This window comes from Nonomuraea rubra (assembly GCF_014207985.1).
Lineage (GTDB): Bacteria > Actinomycetota > Actinomycetes > Streptosporangiales > Streptosporangiaceae > Nonomuraea > Nonomuraea rubra.
In genome coordinates, this window is the sequence record NZ_JACHMI010000001.1 from 4,346,250 (window position 1) to 4,366,980 (window position 20,731).

General features: G+C 72.9%; 16 protein-coding genes. 8 read left to right on the forward strand and 8 right to left on the reverse strand.

Annotated features, from left to right (window positions below; translation table 11 throughout):
- Nucleotides 1–332: 332 nt before the first annotated feature.
- Complete coding sequence (locus HD593_RS19835; RefSeq protein ID WP_246546654.1) at nt 333–2,255, forward strand: ABC transporter ATP-binding protein; 1,923 nt, start codon at nt 333–335, stop codon at nt 2,253–2,255.
- Nucleotides 2,256–2,512: 257 nt separating this feature from the next.
- Nucleotides 2,513–3,112 (forward strand): TetR/AcrR family transcriptional regulator, encoded by a 600-nt coding sequence (locus HD593_RS19840; protein WP_185103559.1) that lies wholly within the window; start codon nt 2,513–2,515, stop codon nt 3,110–3,112.
- Nucleotides 3,113–3,124: 12 nt separating this feature from the next.
- Here HD593_RS19840 and HD593_RS19845 read toward each other — a convergent pair whose 3' ends face one another.
- Together HD593_RS19845 and HD593_RS19850 are read right to left on the reverse strand one after the other, a co-directional pair.
- The gene (locus tag HD593_RS19845; RefSeq protein ID WP_312903557.1) at nt 3,125–4,546 is read right to left on the reverse strand and encodes an RNB domain-containing ribonuclease; all 1,422 of its coding nucleotides are present in this window, start codon (nt 4,544–4,546) and stop codon (nt 3,125–3,127) included.
- Between the two features lie 33 nt (nt 4,547–4,579).
- Nucleotides 4,580–4,903, reverse strand: a complete 324-nt coding sequence (locus HD593_RS19850) for an STAS domain-containing protein (RefSeq protein WP_185103560.1) — start codon at nt 4,901–4,903, stop codon at nt 4,580–4,582.
- A 368-nt stretch (nt 4,904–5,271) separates the two neighbouring features.
- Between HD593_RS19850 and HD593_RS19855 the strand changes: the two genes are divergently transcribed.
- Both HD593_RS19855 and HD593_RS19860 read left to right on the forward strand, forming a co-directional pair.
- Nucleotides 5,272–6,345, forward strand: a complete 1,074-nt coding sequence (locus HD593_RS19855) for a hypothetical protein (protein WP_185103561.1) — start codon at nt 5,272–5,274, stop codon at nt 6,343–6,345.
- Nucleotides 6,345–9,308, forward strand: coding sequence for a DUF2339 domain-containing protein (locus tag HD593_RS19860; RefSeq protein WP_185103562.1), 2,964 nt, complete (start codon nt 6,345–6,347; stop codon nt 9,306–9,308). Before HD593_RS19855 ends, HD593_RS19860 begins: the two co-directional genes overlap by 1 nt.
- Before the next feature lie 3 nt (nt 9,309–9,311).
- On the opposite strand, the gene HD593_RS19865 is transcribed toward HD593_RS19860, so the two are convergent.
- Nucleotides 9,312–10,208, reverse strand: coding sequence for a siderophore-interacting protein (locus HD593_RS19865; protein WP_185103563.1), 897 nt, complete (start codon nt 10,206–10,208; stop codon nt 9,312–9,314).
- Between the two features lie 283 nt (nt 10,209–10,491).
- Here HD593_RS19865 and HD593_RS19870 point away from each other — a divergent pair, with 283 nt between their 5' ends.
- Nucleotides 10,492–11,934, forward strand: a complete 1,443-nt coding sequence (locus HD593_RS19870) for an RICIN domain-containing protein (RefSeq protein WP_185103564.1) — start codon at nt 10,492–10,494, stop codon at nt 11,932–11,934.
- Between the two features lie 127 nt (nt 11,935–12,061).
- Entirely contained in the window at nt 12,062–14,125 is a 2,064-nt protein-coding gene (locus tag HD593_RS19875) for an alpha-galactosidase (RefSeq protein ID WP_185103565.1), read from the forward strand.
- A gap of 8 nt (nt 14,126–14,133) precedes the next feature.
- Here the strand turns inward: HD593_RS19875 and HD593_RS19880 are convergent, their stop codons facing one another.
- The 5 genes from HD593_RS19880 to HD593_RS19900 form a co-directional block, all read right to left on the reverse strand.
- Entirely contained in the window at nt 14,134–14,754 is a 621-nt protein-coding gene (locus tag HD593_RS19880; protein WP_185103567.1) for a hypothetical protein, read from the reverse strand.
- Entirely contained in the window at nt 14,741–16,297 is a 1,557-nt protein-coding gene (locus HD593_RS19885) for a vWA domain-containing protein (protein ID WP_185103568.1), read from the reverse strand. Before HD593_RS19885 ends, HD593_RS19880 begins: the two co-directional genes overlap by 14 nt.
- Nucleotides 16,294–17,436, reverse strand: a complete 1,143-nt coding sequence (locus HD593_RS19890; RefSeq protein WP_312903558.1) for a toxic anion resistance protein — start codon at nt 17,434–17,436, stop codon at nt 16,294–16,296. Before HD593_RS19890 ends, HD593_RS19885 begins: the two co-directional genes overlap by 4 nt.
- A gap of 16 nt (nt 17,437–17,452) precedes the next feature.
- Nucleotides 17,453–18,535 (reverse strand): hypothetical protein, encoded by a 1,083-nt coding sequence (locus HD593_RS19895; protein WP_185103569.1) that lies wholly within the window; start codon nt 18,533–18,535, stop codon nt 17,453–17,455.
- A gap of 220 nt (nt 18,536–18,755) precedes the next feature.
- Nucleotides 18,756–19,031: a hypothetical protein gene (locus HD593_RS19900; RefSeq protein WP_185103570.1), complete on the reverse strand. Its 276-nt coding sequence runs from the start codon at nt 19,029–19,031 to the stop codon at nt 18,756–18,758.
- A gap of 439 nt (nt 19,032–19,470) precedes the next feature.
- On the opposite strand from HD593_RS19900, the gene HD593_RS19905 reads away from it, so the two are divergent.
- Both HD593_RS19905 and HD593_RS19910 read left to right on the forward strand, forming a co-directional pair.
- Complete coding sequence (locus HD593_RS19905; RefSeq protein ID WP_185103571.1) at nt 19,471–19,713, forward strand: neutral zinc metallopeptidase; 243 nt, start codon at nt 19,471–19,473, stop codon at nt 19,711–19,713.
- 122 nt (nt 19,714–19,835) lie between these two features.
- Nucleotides 19,836–20,729, forward strand: a complete 894-nt coding sequence (locus HD593_RS19910; protein WP_185103572.1) for an ACT domain-containing protein — start codon at nt 19,836–19,838, stop codon at nt 20,727–20,729.
- The last annotated feature ends 2 nt before the right edge of the window (nt 20,730–20,731 follow it).

Sequence of the window (20,731 nt, forward strand, 5' to 3'; positions counted from 1 at the left end):
AAGACTGCTTGAAATCGCCGAGTATCTGCTGATTTATCGCATTTCGGGTGCTAGCGTCCGATTTGTCAGTGTTCAGCCAACGGGGGAGGAATCATGGCGAACACGCAACTGTCTCAGGCCGGATACCAGCAGGGATGGGGCTGCCGACGCCGCCGCCGCTGCTACCGCAGGTGGAACTGCTGCCACCGTCGCAGGTGGTGGGGGTGCTAGAGCGCCCCGTTGAGAGCCGGCGGCTCAGCCGCCGGCTCTCATTGAGCGCCTCCGGCCGTGAACTCGCGCCGGCGATTTCCATTCGCCGCACCTTTCGCGAATTCTGGCCGGACACCCGCGGATTGCGGAAGCTGTTCGCGGCGGGGGTGGTGTTCGCCATTCTGGCCGCGCTCTGCGAGGTGGCCGCGATCCGCCTGTTCGGGCACATCACCGACGAAGTGCTGACGACCCGGGACCTCGGGGCCTTCTGGGCACCCGCGATCTGGTGGCTCGGGCTCGCGGCGCTCGCCGGGGTGACGTCCTTCGCGGGGGCCTACGCCACCGCGCTGGGCGCCGAACGGTTCCTGCTGGCCCTGCGCGACCGCGTGTACGCGCACGTGCAGACGCTCGCTCCCGACTTCTCCGAGAAGCGGCGGCTGGGCGACCTGATGGCCCGCCTGACGGACGACATCGAGGCCATCGAGGAACTCGTCGGGTCCGGGCTCGTGAAGATCATCACCACGGTCGCCGGCGTGATCTTCTTCGCCGGGGCGGCCTTCGTCATCCGATGGGACCTCGCGCTGCTGACCATGGCGCTGATCCCGCTGTTCCTGGTGGTCTCGAAGGTGTTCGCGGGCAGGTTCAGGTCCGCGGCGGCGCTCGAGCGCGCCAGCAACGGCGCGATGAACAGCGTCCTGGAGGAGGGGCTGGCCAACCAGCCGCTCGTGCAGGCCTACAACAGGCAGGACGCCGAGTCCCGCCGGCTGCACAACGAGGGCCGCGGCTGGCTGAGCGCCAACATGGCCCAGGCCTGGCTGGCCGGCCTCTACAGCCCGGTCGTCCAGCTCATCGAGACCGTGTGCCTGATCGTCATCCTCGGGTTCGGCGCGTGGGAGATCGCGGCCGGCCGGCTGACGCTCGGCGGGCTGCTCGCCTTCGCCGCCTACCTGGCCCTGCTCTACCCGGCCGTCCAGAGCCTGGGAGAGCTGGCCCTGACGGTCTCGGAGGCGGCGGCCGGCTCCGACAGGGTCATCGAGATCCTGCGGAACGGGCCCGCCGTGACCGACGCGCGCGACGCCGGGCCCACGGGCCGCAGCCAGGGCCGCGTCGCCTTCGAACGGGTCGGCTTCGCCTACCCGGGACGGGGGCGGCCGGTGCTGCGGGACCTGTCGTTCACCGCGGAACCCGGCGACGTGGTCGTCCTGGCCGGGCCCAGCGGGGCGGGCAAGTCCACCGTGGCCAAGCTGCTGCTGCGCTTCTACGACCCGGACGAGGGACGCATCCTGCTGGACGGCACCGACCTGCGGTGCCTGACGCGGGAGTCGCTGCGTGACAACGTGACGATCCTGCACCAGGAGACGATGCTGTTCTCCGGCTCCGTACGCGACAACATCGCCTACGGCCGGCCCGGCGCCTCGCTCGACGAGGTGATCAGGGCGGCGGAGGCGGCCGGGGTGCACGACTTCGTCAAGCTGCTGCCCCAGGGGTACGACACCCGGGTCGGGCAGCGGGGGCGCCTGCTGTCCGGGGGGCAGCGGCAGCGGGTCGCGATCGCCAGGGCCATCCTGCGGGACTCGCCGGTGCTCGTGCTCGACGAACCCACCGCCGGGCTCGACGACGCCACTGCCGCCCAGGTGATGCGGGTGCTGGAGCGGCTCATGGCCGGGCGTACGACGCTGCTGATCACGCACGACCTGCGGCATCTGCCGGACAGGGCGCGGGTGGTGGCGGTGGAGCCGGTGCCGCGGGAGGAGCGGATCCGGCTCAAGCGCGTCGGCATGCCACCCCGCGGGCTCCGCGGGCCCCGTGCCTCCGCGTCGGACCGTGCGCCCGTGCTGGACCGTGTGTCGGGCACAGTTCGTGCTCCGGCGCCGGCCCGTGCTCCGGCGTCCGGGCGGGCGGCCGGGGCCGGTGCCGAGCGGGTGATCGGCACCGTGCCGGTGCCCGGCCGGTCGGCCGTGTCCGGGGGGTCGTCCGGCTGCTCGTCCAAGTCCGGCCGCTCGCCGGTGCCGCCTGCTGGAGGGGCCGGCTGTGAGGAGGCGCCGGCGTCGCCCGGGTCGTCGTGACGGCGCCGCCCGTTCACACGGCGCCCGTCCCACCGGTGTGGGGCGGGCGCCGTCCCGCTCGTGCGGCGCCCGTCTCGCCGGGGTGGGGTGGGTGTCGTCCCGTTCGTGCGGCGTCCGCGTCGCCGACGTGCGGCGCGCGTCGCGGCGGTGTGGGTGGGGCGTGGGGCGGGGGCAGGTTCGTTGGGCTGGTATGGAGGGGAAAGTCCTCGGTAGAATCGGAGAGCTCTCTCCGTTTGTCGTGAAGGCAGGTCGAGGTCATGGGCGACGATCACAGCGCCGCCAGGCCGCTGCGCGCCGACGCCCGCCGCAACCGCGAGCGGGTCCTGCAGATCGCGCAGGAGGCCCTGGCCAGTGACGGGCTGACGATCTCCTTCGACGAGATCGCCCGGCGGGCCGGGTTCGGGGTCGGCACCGTCTACCGGCACTTCCCGACGAAGGAGGCGCTGGTCGAGGCGGTGCTGGTGGGCCGGATCGAGCGGTTCGTGGCCGACGCCAGGGCGCTGGCCACCGCCGAGGACGCGGGCCGGGCGTTCTTCGGCTGGTTCACGGCGGTGGTCGAGCAGGCCGCGGCCAACCAGGCGCTGTGCGACATGCTGGAGAGCGGCTCGGGGATGGCGTTGCGGCCCGGCTCCACGCTGGCCGACGACTTCGCCGCGGCGCTGGCCAGGCTGCTGGCCCGGGCGCAGCGGGTCGGGGCGGTGCGGGGCGACCTGGAGGCCGGGGACGTCCACGACCTGCTGCGCGGCTGCCTGGCCGCCGAGCGCCGCGCCCTGGCCAGGGGCGGCGCGGTGCGGATGGCGGAGGTCATCTGCGAGGGCATGCGCGCGAAGTCCTCCGCGCCGCCGCCCACCTTCTGACAGCGGGCCCGGTCAGGTGGCCAGGGTGAAGCGCACCTCGCGGGTGGCCGGGTCGGCCTGGGTGAGCCGTACCGTGACCTGCTCGCCGAGCGGGAGGGCGCCGTCGCAGCGGGCGATCACCGCCGGGTCCACGAGCTGCACCTGCCCGCCTCCGCGCCGCTCGTCCACGTCGATCACCACCGCCTCGAACGCCTGCCCGATCCGGTCCCGCAGCAGGAACGCCTCCACCAGGTCCACGCACGCCCGCTCCACCGCCCCCGCGCGCCGTCCGGAGGCCGCCATGAGGTCGGGCAGGAGCGGGAGCGCGGCCCGGACGGAGGCCGGGACGGGCTCGCCCGCCGCGACCGCCAGGCACACCTCCGTCGCGTACCGGTCGACCAGGCGCCGCAGCGGGGCCGTGACGTGCGCGTACGGGGCCGCGACCGCCGAGTGCTCCGCCAGCCGGGGCGGGGCGCCGTCGAAGGCCACGTAGGCGGCGCCGCGGAGCAGCACCTTCGACTCGTGCAGGAACGCCGCGTGCCGCCCCGCCTTCGGGTCCAGGCCGTGCACCACGGCGCCGTACCCGGTGCCCTCCGGCCACGCCACGCCGAGGGCCTGCGCCACCCTGCGTACCTTGGCCAGGTCGCCCGGCTGCGGGCGGGGCAGCACGCGCAGCACGCCGATCTCGGCGTCGAGCATCATCGTGGCGGCGGCCATGCCGGTCAGCAGGGAGATCTGCGCGTTCCACGCCTCGGCGGGCAGCGGCACCCGGAACTCCAGCCGGTAGCCGCCGTCGTCGCGCACCACCTCCTGGTCGGGCGTGGGCAGCGTGACGCCGCCGCGCTCGCGTTCCAGTGCCAGCCTGAGCTCGCCGATCTCGGCCAGCAGCTCCAGTACGCCGTCGGCGGTGCCGGTGTCGTGGACCGCCTGCACGTAGTCGTAGTCGTAGCGCTCGCGGCTGCGTACGAGGGCCCGCTGGACGTCGGCGCCCAGGGTGCGGCCGTCGGAGTCGAGGTCGATGCGCCACACGACGGCGGGCCGCAGCGCGCCGGGCAGCAGGCTGGCCGCGTCCTCCGACAGCACCGGCGGGTGCAGCGGCACCTTGCCCGCCGGCAGGTAGACGGTCTCGCCCCGGGTGCGGGCCTCGGCGTCGAGCACGCCGCCCGGGCGCAGGAACGCGCCGACGTCGGCGATGGCGTACCAGACGCGGTAGCCGGCCCGCAGGCGCTCCAGATGCAGGGCCTGGTCGAGGTCCATGGAGCCGGGCGGGTCGATGGTGACGAACGGGACGTCCGTCAGGTCCCTGGCGTCCATCCGAGGCACCTTGGCCACCCAGGCGGCCTCGTCGAGCACGGCGCGGGGGAAGCCGCCGGGCAGCTTCAGCTCCCGCCTGATCCGTTCGAACCCGTCCTCCAGCTTGAGGGGTATCTGATCGGGGACCTGAATCGTAGGCACGCGTGACAACCTACAGGCGCGGGATCGCCGGAGTCAGCTGAGGTGCTGGTCCAGGCCGGTGATGCGGAGCAGGCGGCGCATGTTCGGTGGCGCGCCCTCGATGTGCAGCCGGGTGTGCTGGTTGACGGCCTGGTTCTGGACGGAGACGAGGATGCCGAGCCCGGCAGCGTCGATGAAGGACAGGCGGCTCACCTCGATGACCAGCTCCGTGTCGGCGCGGCGCGAGTGGCCCGCCTCCTGCAGCAGCGCGAGCAGGTGGCTGCGGAACTGCTCGGTGGTGGCGATGTCGAGCTCACCGGCCACGCTCACGGTGAGTGTGCCGTTACGGCGGCTGGTGGTCAGGTGTAGCAGGTCCATATCCGGCTCCGCGCTCTCTCAGGGCCGGGATCATCCCGTCGGTAGCGCGGACCCGCCCTTTGGCACCAGATGTCATGCGTCACATAGAGCGACTGTGTGCTTCCGGATTGGAGTGTACATGCCTGTACGTCCACGTCGAGAGGGCGGCTGCGTTTCGGGTGGACAGGAGAATTCCTCAGGAAAACAATTCCGGTTACCAGATAGAAGAAACTTCACCCTTTGGACACGGTGGCGGGTGGAGCGCTCCTTCGTGTCCGAACAGGCGCCGCCCAAGCTGATCTTAATTTGCGGAAATATCCGCATTTGTCGGGGGCGATCACTACGCTGCTAGCCCTGTCGGAAATACGAGGGGAAAGCGAACCAAGATCGTGTTAATCGCAGTCGCAGTACTGGCCGCCGCCGTGGTGGGCGCGGTGGCCTGGTGGCTCCGCCGGAACGGGGCCTCCGGCGGGGACCCGGTGGGCGGTGAGGGCCCGGGCACGCCCGGGGCCGGGCCGGGGCGGGGATGGGAGCTGCCGCTGACGTCCGAGGCGCAGGCGGCGTTCATGGAGGGCCTGCGGGCCTACCACGAGGGGGGCGGGGCGCTGCGGGTGAGTGCGGAGCAGGGGGTGCTCACCACGTACGAGCCGCCGCGGCTCATCTCCCTGCACCTGCTCGCCGACGCCTTCGCGGCCCGGGGGGACGCGGCCCTGCACGACCCGCAGGGGACGGTCGAGACGCTGCTGGAACGCCTGGCCGCCGCCGAGCGCCCCGGGGTGCTGCACCTGCGGCCCGGCTGGCTGGAAGGGGAGGTGGACGGCCTGGACGCCGTCCGCTTCGCCGCGGCCGTGGGCGAGGCGGTACGCGCGGGCGGCTGGACGGCCGAGGCCGGCGTTGGAGCGTTGCAGGTGACCGTGCCGGACGACGAGAACGGCGAGGCGCCCGACAGGGAGCGGGGCGAGGAGCGGGGCGAGAACGCGCCCGTGAGCGGCGGCAGGACGCTGACGCACGTCAACGGCACGCCGATCAAGCCGCTCGCCGCCAAGGGCGCCGTTACGGGGAAGGAAGCGACCGGGGACGCCGGCGGGAGCGCTCGCGATGCGAGCGGCACCGGCGACAGCAGGTCCGGGGGGAGCGGCGCAGAGGTGCCCGGCGTTGACGTGAGTGGCGTTGAGGTGAGCGGCGTTGACGTGAGTGGCGTTGACGGCAGCGGCGTTGGCGGGAGCGGCGCCGTCCCCAGGGTGGGGGCGGGTGAGGCGAACACGATGATGCTGGACCTGGCCCGCGTGCTCGACCTCTACCGCGAGGCCCGTGCCCAGCGGCCGGACGCCGGCACGGAGACGCTGCTGCGCGAGGTCGTCCCCCGGCTGATCGCCGGCGGGGGACCCGGCGTGACGTGGAGCAGACCGCCGAGACCAGGGGAGCTGCGCACCGTGCTGGGGAGCTCACCGGAGCTGCGCTGATGGCCAGGGACAGATCACCCGCACGGGTGCGGCGCGGCTCGCTGGCAGTGCTGGCCATGCTGCTGGTCTTCGGGGCAGGGCTGTGGACGGTGTCCCGGATCGATCCCACCGCCGCCCGGCCGCAGGCGGAGCCCACGTCCGAGTCAACGTCCGAGTCCACGTCCGAGTCCACGTCCGAGCCCGCCGGGGAGGCCGGGGAGGGGGAGCCGCTCCGGGTCGGCGTCGAGCCGCGCCGCGTGCCCGCCGGTACGCGGGCGGTGCGGGTGACCGCCTTCTGCACGGCGCCCGCGAACGAGGTCGCCGCCCAGTCCGGCGCCTTCGCCGCGAGCCCGGTCTTCGCCGGAAGCCCGTCCGGCGCGGCCATGTCCGCCGACGTCGCGCTGGATCCCGCGCTCCCGCCTGGCAGGCATCATGTGTTCGCCAGGTGCGGCACCCGGTTCGGCACCGCCGAGCTGGAGATCACGCGGGGCCCGGGCCGTACGGAGCGCACGGAGCCGGAGCGCTCCGCCACGACGAGGATCGCCCTCGCCCCGGCCCGCCCGGGGGATTGGCGCGACCACCCGGACGGCGAGCCGGCCGACACCACGCTCGACCCGAGCTGGACCCTCTGCCGGGTCCAGATCACCCATGAGGTGCGGATGCCCGCCGACGATCCCGACGTGGCCGCCGTGCGTGCGGGCGCCGCCGCCCGTGACCCCGGCGGGTTCGTCGCCGAGCGGCTGGGCGCCTTCGAGGTGGTGTCGTCCGAGTTCCTGCTCGATCTGGCGTACTCCACGCCGGTCGTCAGGACGGAGAGCGGCTCGCGCGAGGCGGTCATCACCTTCACCGGCGTCCACTACGGTGTCGTCTTCGCGGACACGAACCGCTTCGTCGGGGTCGAGTACCAGCCGCCGGGCGAGACCGTTCCCCGGCCGGCCGCCCACGAGATCGTCGTCACCGCCACGGGCTGGACGGTGGCGGGGGTGAGCGGCCCGCCACCGCTTGCGCAGGACGCGCACCTGCTGCGGCTCAACGGCGGCGGCAGTCCCATGAAGGTGGCCTTCACCGAGGACGGCCGGAACGCGTCCGTGGCCGGCTACGTCGGCCAGGACAAGGGGATCGCGACCCACCTGGAGGGCGGCGACCCCGGGGAGCAGGAGGCCGAGGAGCAGGACGGGCCGCCGGGGGACTGGTACGCCGAGGAGTCCGTCACGTTCCTGGGGCGGGTCTGGACGGCGTCGCTGACGGTGGGGCTGGCGGCGGCCGGGCTGATCCTGCTCTACACCCTGGCTCGCGCACTCGGCGGCGCATGGTGGCGCCGGCCCCGCAACGGGGTGCTCGCGGCCCTGGTGGTGGGCGGCACCGCCGTGTTCTGGTTCGCCTCCTGGGCCGTGAGCGTGGAGGCCACGGCGCTGGCGATCGTGGCGGGCGTTCCGGCGCTGGCCCTGTACTCGACGTTCCGTGCCGCCCGGGGGCGCAGCGACCTGCCGGTGATGGTGGCGGCGCTGTCCGGGGCGGTGGCGGGGCTCGTCCTGGCGGCGTGGCCGCTGGTGGCCTCCTTCGGCGCCTGGCCCGCGGCGGGCGTGCTGGCCGTCGCGGCGGCGCTCGCGGGCGTGACGGCCGCCGTCCCCGGGCAGCGTCGCCGCCTGCCGGCGGCCTGCCTGGCGCTGCTGGGCGCCGGGGTGATGCTGGCCGGCATGGCGGTGCTGTCCGGGCTCACCCCGCCGCACCTCCTGTGGCTGGCGCTGCTGGTGCTCGGCTGGTTCGTCCTGGTGTTCGGCTGGGTGACCGAGGCGAGTCACCGGTGGTCGGCGGCCAGCGCGATCCGGTGGGTGGTGACGGCGTCGGTCGTGCTCGGCGTGCAGCTCTACGCCACGAGCATGATGGACTACTCCAGCATCTGGACGGGCCTGCCGTGGGACTCCCTGACGATCATCGCCGTCACGGTGGCGTTCTCGGGTGTGCCGCTGCTGGCGCTGGTGATGCTCGTCGTGCGCGTGCGCCGCCTCGGCCAGGGCCCCGCCGGCCTCACCGAGCCGGTCGCCTTCCATACGGCGGTGTTCTTCCTGCTGCTCATGCGCGTCTCGACCGGCGGTGCCGCCTCGGGTCTCCTGGTGCTGCTGGTGTGGGCGGGCGTGTTCGTCCTTCTGCCGCCGGCGCGGGCGGAGCTGCTCCGGCCGGTCCAGCCGGACGAGCACCGGCTGCTCGTCCGCGATCTGGTCAAGCGACGGTCGGCCCGCGCCGCGCTGACGGGGCTGCTGCGGGAGCCGGGTGAGGGCGAGGACTTCGAGCAGCGGCGGCAGGCGCTGGAGCAGGCGGGCGACAGGCGCGAGGGGCCGCTCGACTCCGACCTCGCGCTCACCACCCTGTCCGGGCGCACCCCCTGGCAGAACGGGCTGGCCTCGCTGGGGGTGGGAGCGCTGCTGTCGCTGCCGTACTCGGTGGTGCGGATCGCGGAGTCGGTGCGTGGCCAGCAGAGCAGCGCGACCGAGCTGGCCGCCGCCGCGCTGGCGCTGCTGTCGCTGCCCGTCCTGAGCATGGTGTTCGGCTACTTCTATCCGCGCGTACGCGGCACGCACCCGATCGCCAAGTCCCTGGCGTTCTTTCTCACGGCTCTGCTCGTCGAGCTGCCCACGTACGTGTACACGCTCGTGATGGCCACCATCGCGCAGACCGGGCTGCCGGAGCCGGGCCAGCCCACCGCCGACGAGGCGCTCATCGGCGTGCTCGTGGCGGTGGGCAACATCGCCGTGGTCAGCATCGGGCTGGGCCTGTGGTGGGAGTGGCGGCTCATGTGGCTGGCGGGCGAGCCGTGGGGCCGGATCAGGGACGTGCGCACGCTGCGCGCCCTGGCCGCGCCGCTGGCCGCGGTGGCCATCGCCATCGCGACGACGGCGGCGACCGCGCTGGTCAACAACGTGATCGCGCCGCTGCCCAGCGGACCGGCCGTGGAGACGACTCCGACACCGTCGCGCACTCCATGATCGCTAGTTCTCGGCGCGGCCGTCCCGCCAGTAGCCCATGAACGCCACCGAGCGCCGGTCCATGCCGCGCTCGGCCACGAGGTGCCGGCGGAGCGTCTTGATGACGGACGCCTCGCCGGCCAGCCACGCGTACAGCGGCCCGTAGTCGACCTCCTCCTCCGGCGGCACCTCCCACAGCTCCTCGGCGTCCACGTCCACGTCCACGAAGTCGGGGGACGCGGCGGCGGGCGAGGAGGGCAGCAGGCGGCCGGCGGCGGCGCGGACGGCGGGGATGAGCCGGGCGCCGCGCTCGCCGCCGTTCCTGGCCAGCCAGGTGACCTTGACGGAGGCGGGGGTCTCGACGAGCAGGGCGTCGTCGTCGCAGGGCACCTCCATGAACACCTCGCCGTTGAGGTGGGCGGGCAGGCGCTCCAGGATGCCGCAGATGGCGGGGACGGCGGTCTCGTCGCCGGCGATGAGCACGCAGCCCGTGCCGGCGGGCGGGTGGAACTCCAGCCCGCCGTGGCGGCCCTCGAAACGGGAGGTCGGGCCGTAGAGCGCCGCGACGTCGCCGGGCTGCACGCCTTCCGCCCAGCGGGCGACGGGGCCGCCGTCGGGGTGCATGACGACGTCCACGTCCACCTCGCCGGCCTCGGGGCGGACGAGCCTGGCCGTGTACGTGCGCATCGGGTTGCGCTTGGCCTGATCCAGCTCGCGCCAGCGCAGGTACCAGTCCTGGCCGGTGGGCAGGTGCGCCATGCCGTGCTCGGGGACCGGGAGGAGGAGCTTGAGCCGCTGGTCGAAGCCGTTGTCCGCGAAGTGGTGCAGGTCCTCGCCGGTGAAGGTCACCCGCAGGAACGACGGGCTCAGCCGTTCGAGCCGGTCCACCCGTACGTGGAACATGTGATAGGGCTCGGTCATCCCCGAAATCTCCGATCTAGATTAGGTGAGCCTAACCTAAACGATCGTGGCGATTTAGGCCACTCGGGCGTGCTCGCCTGAGGTGACCTCAGGGTTGCCGTCCGTGGATACGGGCAGGTCGCGGCCGGTGCTCGCAGCGTGAAACCGGCGGTGTGATGAAAGTTTCACGGCCGATTGACAGTGGGAAAGCGCTTACCTATGTTGTGGGCTGTTCGCTCGCTGGGGGGACACCAAGCGGCAGGCCGGGCCGGCCTGCTCGAGGCCACAGCAAGGAGCGTGGATCGTGCGACAGAGAATCAACGGCAGCGCGGCTGCTCTCGCCGCGATCGTCCTGGCCCTGGCCGGCGCCACGGTGGCCGGCGTCGCAGGCGCCTCCTCGGCCGCCGCCGCACCGGCGCCGGGGGCGTACACCGTGGTGAACAACGGCAGCGGCCTGTGCCTCACCGTGCCGGGGGCCAGCACGTCCGACGCCGTGCAGCTCACGCAGACCGCCTGCGGCGGCGCCGCGCAGACCTGGACGCTGGCCGCGAGCGGCGGCGGCTACACGCTCAGGGCCGCCCACAGCGGCAAGTGCGCGGGCGTCAGGGACGCCAGCACCTCCGCGGGCAAGGCCGTGCAGCAGGAGAGCTGCACCGGCGCCTCCTCCCAGACGTGGACGCTGCCCGAGTCGGGATCCACCGTCAGGGTCGTCAACGCCAACGGCGGCAAGTGCCTCAACATCAAGGACAACTCGACCGCGTCCGGCGCCCTGGTGCAGCAGAACTCGTGCGACTCGGTCGCGACCAAGCAGTGGCGGCTCGTCCCGTCCGGTGGCGGCCCCACCGACCCGCCGGACCCGACCGACCCGCCCACCACGCCTCCTCCCGGCAACCCGACCGGCCTGGTCGGCTGGGCCACCCAGGGCGGCGGCACCACCGGCGGCGGCAACGCCTCGCCGACCACCGTCACCAGCGCCTCGGCCCTGACCAGCGCCCTGTCGTCCGGCAGCGCCGCGGTGATCAGGGTGTCGGGCACGATCTCCTGCTCCGGCATGCTGCGCGTGGCCTCCAACAAGACCGTGCTGGGCAACTCGGGCGCGGTGATCTCCGGCTGCGGGTTCAACATCGCCGAGGCCTCGAACGTGATCGTCCGCAACCTCACCTTCCGCGGCTGGGGCGACGACGCGATCAACGTGCAGTACTCGACCCGCGTGTTCATCGACCACAACACCTTCAGCAACGGCGGCGACGGCGCCGTGGACGTCAAGCGGGCCAGCGACTACGTCACCATCTCCTGGAACCGGGTCTTCGACCACGACAAGACCATGCTGCTCGGCCACGACGACGGCAACGGCTCCGAGGACCGCGGCCACCTGCGCGTGACGTACCACCACAACTGGTTCGACGGAACCAACCAGCGCCACCCGCGCGTGCGGTTCGGCAACCCGGTGCACGTCTACAACAACTACTACGCCAACGTCGGCGGCTATGGCGTGGCCTCCACCGAGGGCGCGGGCGTGCTCGTCGAGGGCAACTACTTCGAGAACACCGAGGACCCGTTCCACCTCGGCGAGGGTGACTCGGGGCCGGGCACCCTGGTCGCGCGGAACAACCACTTCGTCAACTCCGGCAGCGGGCAGAGCGGCGGCAGCGTCGCCTCCATCCCGTACTCGTACGCGCTCGACAGCGCCTCCGGCGTCAAGTCGATCGTGACGGCGGGGGCCGGCGCGGGACGCATCTCCGTCTGAGCCCCCATCCCCGAGGCCCCTCCGGCACCCGCCCGCCGGAGGGGCCTCGTCGTGCGCCCGCGAGAGCGGGGGAGGTAGCGTCGTAGCCGCTGAACAGGTGTCCCCCTCCCTGCGTTAGGAGCCCGACTTGTCTCCTGTGATCCTCTCCGCGGCGGGCGTCGCGCTGGTGCTCGACGACTCCGGCCCCGGCCTGCCGCGGGTGCGGCACTTCGGCGCCGGGCTCGGGCCCGTCGCCGGGCCCGACCTGCTGCCCGCGCTGGCCGCCCCCGCCCCGCCGCTGCTGCCCGCCCAGGGCGACGGCTGGTACGGCCGCCCCGGCCTGTCCGGCGGCCGGGACGGCGAGCACTGGCCGGTCCGGTGGGCGGTGGACGGGATCGGCGTGACGGCCGAGCCGGGCTCCGGCGGGTCGGTGACCGTGACGGCCTCCGACGCCAGGGCGGGCCTGCGGCTGGTGAGCGAGCTGGTCATGGACGGCGAGGGCCTGGTGCGGATGCGGCACACGGTGACGAACACCGAAATATCGCCCTATCGGGTGGCGGGGCTGGTGTGCGGGCTGCCGGTGCCGGCGCGGGCCGGTGAGCTGCTGGACTTCACCGGCCGGTGGGCGCTGGAGAAGGCGCCGCAGCGCAGGGCGTTCGGGCAGGGGGTGTGGTCGAGGGAGAACCGGCGCGGCCGTACCGGGCACGACGCGACGGGGCTGCTGGTGGCGGGCACCGAGGGGTTCGGGTTCCGCGGCGGCGAGGTGTGGGCGGTGCACGCCGGCTGGAGCGGCGACCACGTGCACTACGCCGAGCGGCTGGCCGAGGGCGTGGCGCTGCTGGGCGCGGGCGAGCTGCTCGAACCCGGCGAGGTCGTGCTGGCCGAGGAGGCGAGCTACAGCACGCCGTGGGTGTACTTCGCCTGGTCGGGCGGCGGGCTGGACGACGCGAGCGCGCGCCTGCACGCGCACCTGCGCTCGCGCCCGCTGCCGGTGCGCCCCGTCACGCTGAACAACTGGGAGGCCACCTACTTCGACCACGGCCTCGACCGGCTGCTGGAGCTGGCCGGCCGGGCCGCCGAGGCCGGGATCGAGCGGTTCGTGCTCGACGACGGGTGGTTCCGCCACCGCCGCCACGACCGGGCCGGCCTCGGCGACTGGTACGTGGACGAGGGCGTCTGGCCGGACGGCCTGCACCCGCTGGCCGACCGCGTACGCAAGCTGGGCATGCAGTTCGGCCTCTGGTTCGAGCCCGAGATGGTCAACCCGGACTCCGACCTGGCCCGCGAGCACCCCGACTGGATCCTCGGGCACGCCGAGCGGATGCCGCCGCCCCAGCGTCACCAGCAGGTCCTCGACCTGGCCAGGCCGGAGGCGTACGCGTACCTGCTGGAACGGCTGGACACGCTGGTCGGCGAGTACGCGCTGGACTACATCAAGTGGGACCACAACCGCGACATCGCCGAGCCGGTGCACGACGGCGTGCCGGGCGTGCACGCGCAGACGCTGGCCACGTACCGGCTGCTGGACGAGCTGCGCGCCCGCCACCCCGGGCTGGAGATCGAGTCGTGCTCGTCCGGCGGCGCGCGCGTCGACTACGGCATCCTGGCCCGCACCGACCGGGTGTGGACCTCCGACAGCAACGACGCGCTCGACCGGCAGCGGATCCAGCGCTGGACGGGGCTGCTGGTGCCGCCGGAGCGGCTGGGCTGCCACGTCGGCGCGCCGCGCGACCACGTCACCGGCCGGGTGCTGCCGCTGGCCTTCCGCGCCGCGACCGCGCTGTTCGGGCACATGGGCGTGGAGTGGGACCTGACCGCGGCGAGCCAGGAGGAGCTGGACGAGCTGGCCACCTGGATCGCGCTGCACAAGCGGCTGCGGCCGGTGCTGCACGCCGGGCGCGTGGTGCGCGCCGACCACCCGGACCCGTCGGCGCTGCTGCACGGCGTGGTGCTGCCCGAGCGGGCCGTGTACGCGTACGTGCAGGCCGGCTCCAGGCTCGAGATCATGCCCGGCCCGCTGCTGCTGCCCGGCCTCGACCCGGAGGCCGTGTACGAGGTGCGCGTCGCCGGGCCCGTCCCCGAGCGGGCGGCGATGCCGGAGTGGGCGGCGGCGCCGGTGCGGCTGCCGGGCGCCGTGCTGGGCGAGCTGGGGCTGCCCGCCCCGGTGCTGCGGCCCGCGTCCGCGCTGATCGTGGAGCTCGAACGCGTCTAACCGTATGGCTAGCTCAGGTCGAGCCCGGAGCCGCCGAACCGGTCGCGCAGGAACCGGCCCTGGTCGCGCAGCGCCTGCTCGTCGCCCCGGTGTATCGCCTCGGCGACCTTGCCCATCTGGGCGTCGAGCAGGGCGAGCTGCTCCAGCAGCTCCTCGTGGGCGCTGCGCTCCCGCCCGGCCCGCCTGGTCAGGGCGTAGCGGCGGGGCAGGTTCGCGTACGCCTCCAGGCTGGCGGGCAGGTAGCGGCGGATGGTCTGCGAGACCACGTGGAGCTGGTCGGGGGAGGCGGTGAGCTGCTCGGCCCTGGCCAGCACGCCGCCGATGACCTCGGCCAGCCCGTGCACGGCGGCCCGCACGTCGTCGGGGAACCGCCCGTCGATGCGCCGCAGCAGCCCGTCCAGGTCCTCGCGCAGCGCCCGCGTCTCGACCTCGGCGTGCGAGATCGTCAGCCGGACCCGGTCGGGCGGGGTGAGCAGCGCGCCCGCCCCGTACAGGGCGACCACGACGACCGGCCAGTACGCGCCCGCCAGCCCCAGGAAGTGCGCCACCAGGCCGAGCAGCGCCAGGCAGGAGCCGACGATGTTCCTGGTCGAGCCCAGATACCGCAGGGCCCGCTCACTGAAAGCCACGGATCTCCTTGAACGCGCTGGTCAGCGACGTTTCGCGGGCGTCGAACACGGCGCCGCCGGTCAGCTCGGCCACCCGGCGCATCTCCTCAGCGTCGCTCTCCCCGAACAGCACCACGAACGTCGGCACGCGGCGCCTGTCCTCCGGCAGCGACCGGTAGTGGCTCTCGAAGCCGGCGTAGTCGGAGCCGTCGGTGTTCTCGCCGTCCGTCATGAGCACGATCGAGCCGTAGTGGCCCGCCTCGACCGGCCGGTCGTAGGCGGCCTTGAGGCTGTCGTAGATCGCGGTGCCGCCGTTGGCGTCCAGCCCTTCGGCGAAGCTCCTGATCTCGGCGAGCACCGCCTCGGGGTTCCGCTCGGGCACGGTGAACGGCACGGGCGGCCGCGGCGAGCCGCTGAACGGGATCATCGTCACGGTCTCGCGGTTGCTGAAGCGGGTGAAGGCGCCGGAGACGGAGGTGTCCGCGCCGGTCAGCGCCACCAGCGCCTGCCGCAGCGCGTCGATCCTGCCGCCCTTCATCGAGCCGGACGTGTCCAGCACGAACGTGGCCTGGGCCGGGACGCGCACCTGGTTGAGGTAGGTGGCGATCAGCTCGTCGGCCGTGCTGCGCCGGTTGGGGAACGGCAGCTCGATCAGCTGGGCGGAGCTGAAACGCGGCTCCAGCGGGACGCCGCCGGAGATCGGCCGGCGGTGCGTGCCGGTCATGATCTCCTTCTGCACGGCGGGGGTGCGCAGCCAGGCGGCGAGCTTGCCGTACAGGACCTTCTTCTCCTCCGGGGCGGAGGCCAGCAGCGTGAGCGGGTAGTCGGCGCTGACGACGCCGTCGCCCGGGTAGACGAGCGTGAGCGGTTCGCGGGCGCCCAGCAGCACCGACTCGTAGTTGACCATGCCGTCCACGCTCGGGTCGCGGGCGTAGGCGTCGGCCAGCCAGCCCGACGAGCCGGCCGTCAGGCGCTGCGCGGAGAAGAAGTCCTTCAGCCGGGGCGTCACCGCGGCGACCTGCTCGGCGCTGAGCGCCCCGTCGGCGTCCGAGAGCGCGGCGGCCACGCCGACCAGGGCGGAGAAGCCGGAGTTGGAGGAGGCGGGGTTGGTCATGCCGAAGCTGAACCTGCCGTCCCTGGCCGCCGCGGCGATGTCGGCCCAGGTGACCTGCTCGGCGTCCCAGCCGAGCTCGGCGGCCTTGGCGGGCTTGAGGCCCAGCACCACCGGCGAGACCATGATCTTGGTCTGGGTGGACAGCTTGGCCTGGGCGCCGTCGATCAGGGACAGGTAGCGGTTGGAGGAGAACCAGGTGGCGTCCAGCTTGCCGTCGGCGCGGCCGCCGGCGACCTGGTCGGCGCCGTCGAGCGTGCCGGTGTAGGTGAGCTTCACCCGCACCCCGGCCTCGCTCGCGGCCCGTTCGAGCAGCGGCTCCAGGTCCTTGATCTCGCTGCCGGCCAGGACGCGCAGCACGTCGGGGCCGTCGGTGACCTCCCCGCTCTCACCTGTGCAGGCGGCGGTCAGCAGCAGGGCGGGAACGAGGAGCGCGGCCAGGGGACCTCTCATGCGGAGGCCTCCTTGGCGCGGTCCAGGTACGTCCTGGCGTGCTCCAGCTCCGACGACAGGCTGTCCACCGTGACGGCCATGCTGTCCACGGCCTTGGCGCGGAAGGAGTCGATCAGGTCCATCGTGGCGTAGACGTTGTCGAACGCCTGGCGCAGCGTGTCCAGGTCCACGGTCGTGGAGGCGGCCTGGTTCTGGATGGCGCCGGCCTGCGTGCGCAGCATCTCGCTGGTGGCCAGGATGAGGTCGCCGGTCGTCGCGTTCAGCGCGGTGATCTGGTCGAGCACCAGCTTCTGGTTCGCCAGCGCCTGCGCGACCGTCACCGCCGTGCGCAGGGCGGCGACGGTGGTCGTGGTGGCGCGGTCCACGCCCTTGCTGAGCTCCAGGTTGTTCTTGCGTACCAGGTCGAGGGCCAGGTAGCCCTGGGCGGAGACGGCGAGCTGGGTGAGCAGGTCCTGGTGCTTCTGGCGGACGGCGAACAGCGCGTCCGAGCGCAGCGCCGTGGCCTGCGTCTCGTCCGCCACCGCGATGCGCTCCTCCAGGGCCGCGTCCATCGCCTTGGCCATGACCGCGTACTCCTGCAGCCGCGTCATCGCCTCCCACAGGTTCGCCTTCTCGCCCTCGATGGCGGCGTTGTCGCGCAGCAGCTCGTCCTGGCCCGACTTCAGCGCGCGGATGATGTCGTCGAGATGCTTCTGCGCGGAGTGGAACTTGGCGAAGTAGTCGCGCAGCCGGTCGCCGAACGGGATGAGCCCCAGCAGCTTGCGAGTCCCGCTCGCCGCCTGCTTCGGGTCCAGGTCCACGACGGTACGGCGCAGCGCCACCAGGCCGCTCGCCACCCTGCCCTGGGCGTCGGCGCCCTCGCCCCCGGCGGCGTCGAGGGCCGCGACGGGGCGCTTCAGCATGCGGTTGGCCACCTGAGAGGCGGACCTGATCTCGGTGTCGCCCATCGAGGAGATGTCGTGGACCTTGCGGGTGAACTCCGGCGAGCGCGGGTCGATCCCGCCCAGCTCGCCGGCGAACTCGCGCGCCTTGGCGGTCAGCTCGGCCGCGCGCTCGTCGGTCATCGGCAGCATGGTGGCCGCCGTCTCGGCCGGTACCGGAGTGACCGGCGCGGGCGGCGTGAGCACCAGATCGGACACGTGCGGGATCTCCTTGCTAGGGGCGTGCGGCGTCGATGGTGGTGATGAGCCGGTCCAGCCGCTCGTACGTGGGCGGCTCGACGACGTCCACCAGGTCGGCGGCGGCGGGCGCCTTCGTCCTGGCGACGAGGCCGGCGAACGCCTGCGGGTCGGTGGTGCGGAAGCCGAACTGCGCGGCCAGCGACTGCAGATCGGGATCCTTGGTGAGCAGCTCGCCGACCCGGGTGCCGTCCGCCGACAGGGGGACGAGGGTGTGCTTGCTGAGCACGGTCGGCGACGGGTAGATCAGCCGCATCTCCGGCTTGATCGCGCCGTCGCCGGCGAAGACGTGCGCCAGGTACTGCGCCTCGTAGACGACCAGCATCGGCGTCTTGCCGGCGCCCAGCGCGAGGTAGTCGTCGAAGGACGCCTCGCTGGTGGACTCGGAGAAGCCCTGGTCGAGTACGGCGGGGGCGAGGACGGGCGCGATCTTGGCGACCTGGTCGTCGGAGGTGATGACGTCCTCGCCGTTGGCCACGTAGCCGATCACGGACAGGTACATGGCGGCGGAGTTCGAGGTGCGGATGTCGGTGGTCGTCAGCAGCACCCGCTTGCGGGCCTTGTAGGTCGAATTATCCGGAATTTCGTCCCAGCGAGTGCCTTTGGCTACTATGTCGAGATATTTCTTTATGTCGAGGGTTTGGTGGCTTTTGTCGGAATCGTTGAGGACCCCGGCCTTCGCCAGCAACCGCACGATCGGCTCGAACGTGGCCACCGCCATCGGCGAGTAGAACGGCGAGTACGTGACCGTGGCGCCGCGGTCGCGCTTGATCCGCTCGGCGGCCGGGACGCTGGAGGGGAAGGCGAAGGCGTACCGGCTCAGGTCCACGTCGGTGACGATCTGCCGGGAGCCCGCGGTGTCCACCTCGACGCGCAGGCCGTGCTTGGCGAAGGCCGCCCTGACGTGCGGGTCGTCGAAGAACGGTTTCTTCTCCGATCCGATGACGCCCCGCACCACCGCCACCTCGGGCTGGTCGTCCCCCTGGTTCCCGGTGACGATCGCGACCACCGCCACCCCGGCCAGAACCGCCGCCAGAATGACGCCGATCCACCGCTTCATTGAGCCCCGTTTCTTGAAATGACCCCCATGGCGGAATTATGGGACGGGGTGAGAGGGGGGCGCGTGGGTGTGAAGGCGAACGTACGGCAGAATTCATTCGCCGTTCACGGGCAGGGCGAAAGTGGCGGGTGGCCGCGCCTTTCCGGTGTTACGGGATTACGCCGGCGTGCCGGGATGACGCGCAGTTACGGGGCGACGTGGAGATGCGGGATGACCGGCGTTACGGGATGACGTCGGCGACGATCGTGGTGCCGCCCTTGCGGCAGGACGTCAGCCTGCCCGTCCTCATGCTCTCGGCCGCGGTGTTGCTGACGCACTCCCAGCCCGCGACGGTGGCGACCCCGGCGCTGCCCTGCTTGGGGGTCCCCGGCCGGTAGTAGGCGCGCAACACGCGCACGGCCTCCGCGCAGTCGGCCCGCCCCCGCCGTACGGCGACGGCCGCCAGGGAACCGTTCGCGGCCTCGGCCTCCCCGCACACCGTCCCGGGGCCGGCCATGGGGTTGCCGTCCGGGGCCCGTTCGGCAGGCTCCGGGGTGGTGGCGGCCCGTTCGGAAGCGGCGGGCTCCGGGGTGCCGGCGGAACGCCCGGGAGCGGCGGGCTCGGAGGTGCCGGCGGAACGTTCGGGAGCGGCGATCTGGAGCTCCCGGGGCGGGCCCGAGCTGTCCTAGTATGGCTTCCGGCGAGCCAGTGCACGGAGCGCGAGGTGAGGCCGAACGACGTCGCCATGGCCAAGAGCTACCTGACGAAGGTGTTCAACTGCCTCAACGCCTCCTGGGGTGCCTGCTTCAAGCGCGCCGGCCTGCCGTTCAGCAACGCCAGGATCGGCTTCATCACCAAGAAGAAGCGCTTCTGCGGGGAGTCGTGGGGCGAGGCCGCCGGGGCGTACTGCCCGGACGAGCGGCAACAAGAGCGAGCTGAACGAGCAGTCGCGCCGCATGGAGCTGCAGGCCGAGTGCCTGGCGGGCGTCTTCATCGGCAGCGTGTGGGACAGCCTGGACCGCACCGAGGACGACTGGGAGTACCTGCTCGACCTCCAGGTGGAGGGCGGCGACGAGCAGACCGGCGTGCGCGATCACGGCAAGGGGCGCAACATCGCCGCCTGGCTGGACAAGTGTTACGAGGCCGTCTCGCCCGCGGCGTGCAACACCTGGACGGCCTCCGCCTCCAAGGTCGCCTGACGGCTGGAGGACAACCGCCGGTAAAACGGGGACAGATTCGGGCCGGGTGGTGAACCGGGTTTAATGCCGCCGCAACCCTGAGACTCATGATCAGGAAACACGGTCCGCGCAGACTGGGGGTCATGAGCGATGCACCGAAGGTGATTGACGCACGTACCGGACCTGGCCGTTCCTGGGGGCGGGAGATCGGCGAGCTCGCCGCGCTGTTTCTCGCGGTCGGCCTGGCGCACCTGCTCGCGACCCTGCTCGGCCACGGGGAACCTGGGCCCTTCGTCCTGGTCGGGCTGGGGATGGCGCTGATCGCCGGCGCCGCGATCCACAAGCGGCTCGTCCACCGCCCCGCAGGCTCCGGCTACCGTTCTGGGGCTGGGGCCGGGCCGGCGGGGCGGTTCCGCCGTCGTTCGCGTGCCGGTCGTGAGAAGGCTCCGCTGCCTGTCGAGGGCGGGGCCGGCGGGCCCATGGCGTTGTGGCGGATCCGGATGCGGGTGGTGGAGCGGCCCGGGCGGCTCGCCACCGTGGCGGCGGCGTTCGGGCGGCTGGAGTGCAACATCCTGGCGCTGCACATCGCGCCGACCGGCGGCAGCGCCATCACCCCGGCCGGGTGCGACGCGCTCGACGAGTTCGTCATCGAGGCGCCGCGCGGGCTGGCGCTGGACGCGATGGCCGGGGCGCTGACGGAGGCCGGCGGGCAGGACGTGGTGATCGTGCCCGCGCGGGTGAAGGACCTCACCGACCCCGGCGTCCAGGCGCTGGTGCTGGCGCAGCGCGTCAGCGACGACCCGGACCGGCTGCCCGAGGCGCTGGCCGAACTGCTGCGCGTCTCGCACGTCGAGTGGCGGCGGCCCGGCGACACCGTGGACGAGGGCGCCGAGCTGAACACCACCATGGTCATCTCGGTCAACCCCGACCGGGCGCTGCTCGTCCGGCGGCCCGAGCTGCCGTTCACCCCTACGGAGGCGGCCCGGGCGGCGGCCCTGACAGCCGCCGCCACCCACGCCCGCTACACCGCCCGGTAGCC

Excerpts from the sequence above, each read along its gene's own strand:
- HD593_RS19860 (WP_185103562.1), top strand. The coding sequence starts at position 6,345 with ATGGCCAGGGACAGATCACCCGCACGGGTGCGGCGCGGCTCGCTGGCA.
- HD593_RS19905 (WP_185103571.1), top strand. The coding sequence starts at position 19,471 with ATGGAGCTGCAGGCCGAGTGCCTGGCGGGCGTCTTCATCGGCAGCGTG.
- HD593_RS19865 (WP_185103563.1), bottom strand. The coding sequence starts at position 10,208 with ATGACCGAGCCCTATCACATGTTCCACGTACGGGTGGACCGGCTCGAA.
- HD593_RS19850 (WP_185103560.1), bottom strand. The coding sequence starts at position 4,903 with ATGGACCTGCTACACCTGACCACCAGCCGCCGTAACGGCACACTCACC.
- HD593_RS19910 (WP_185103572.1), top strand. The coding sequence starts at position 19,836 with ATGAGCGATGCACCGAAGGTGATTGACGCACGTACCGGACCTGGCCGT.
- HD593_RS19840 (WP_185103559.1), top strand. The coding sequence starts at position 2,513 with ATGGGCGACGATCACAGCGCCGCCAGGCCGCTGCGCGCCGACGCCCGC.
- HD593_RS19900 (WP_185103570.1), bottom strand. The coding sequence starts at position 19,031 with ATGGCCGGCCCCGGGACGGTGTGCGGGGAGGCCGAGGCCGCGAACGGT.
- HD593_RS19885 (WP_185103568.1), bottom strand. The coding sequence starts at position 16,297 with ATGAGAGGTCCCCTGGCCGCGCTCCTCGTTCCCGCCCTGCTGCTGACC.
- HD593_RS19895 (WP_185103569.1), bottom strand. The coding sequence starts at position 18,535 with ATGAAGCGGTGGATCGGCGTCATTCTGGCGGCGGTTCTGGCCGGGGTG.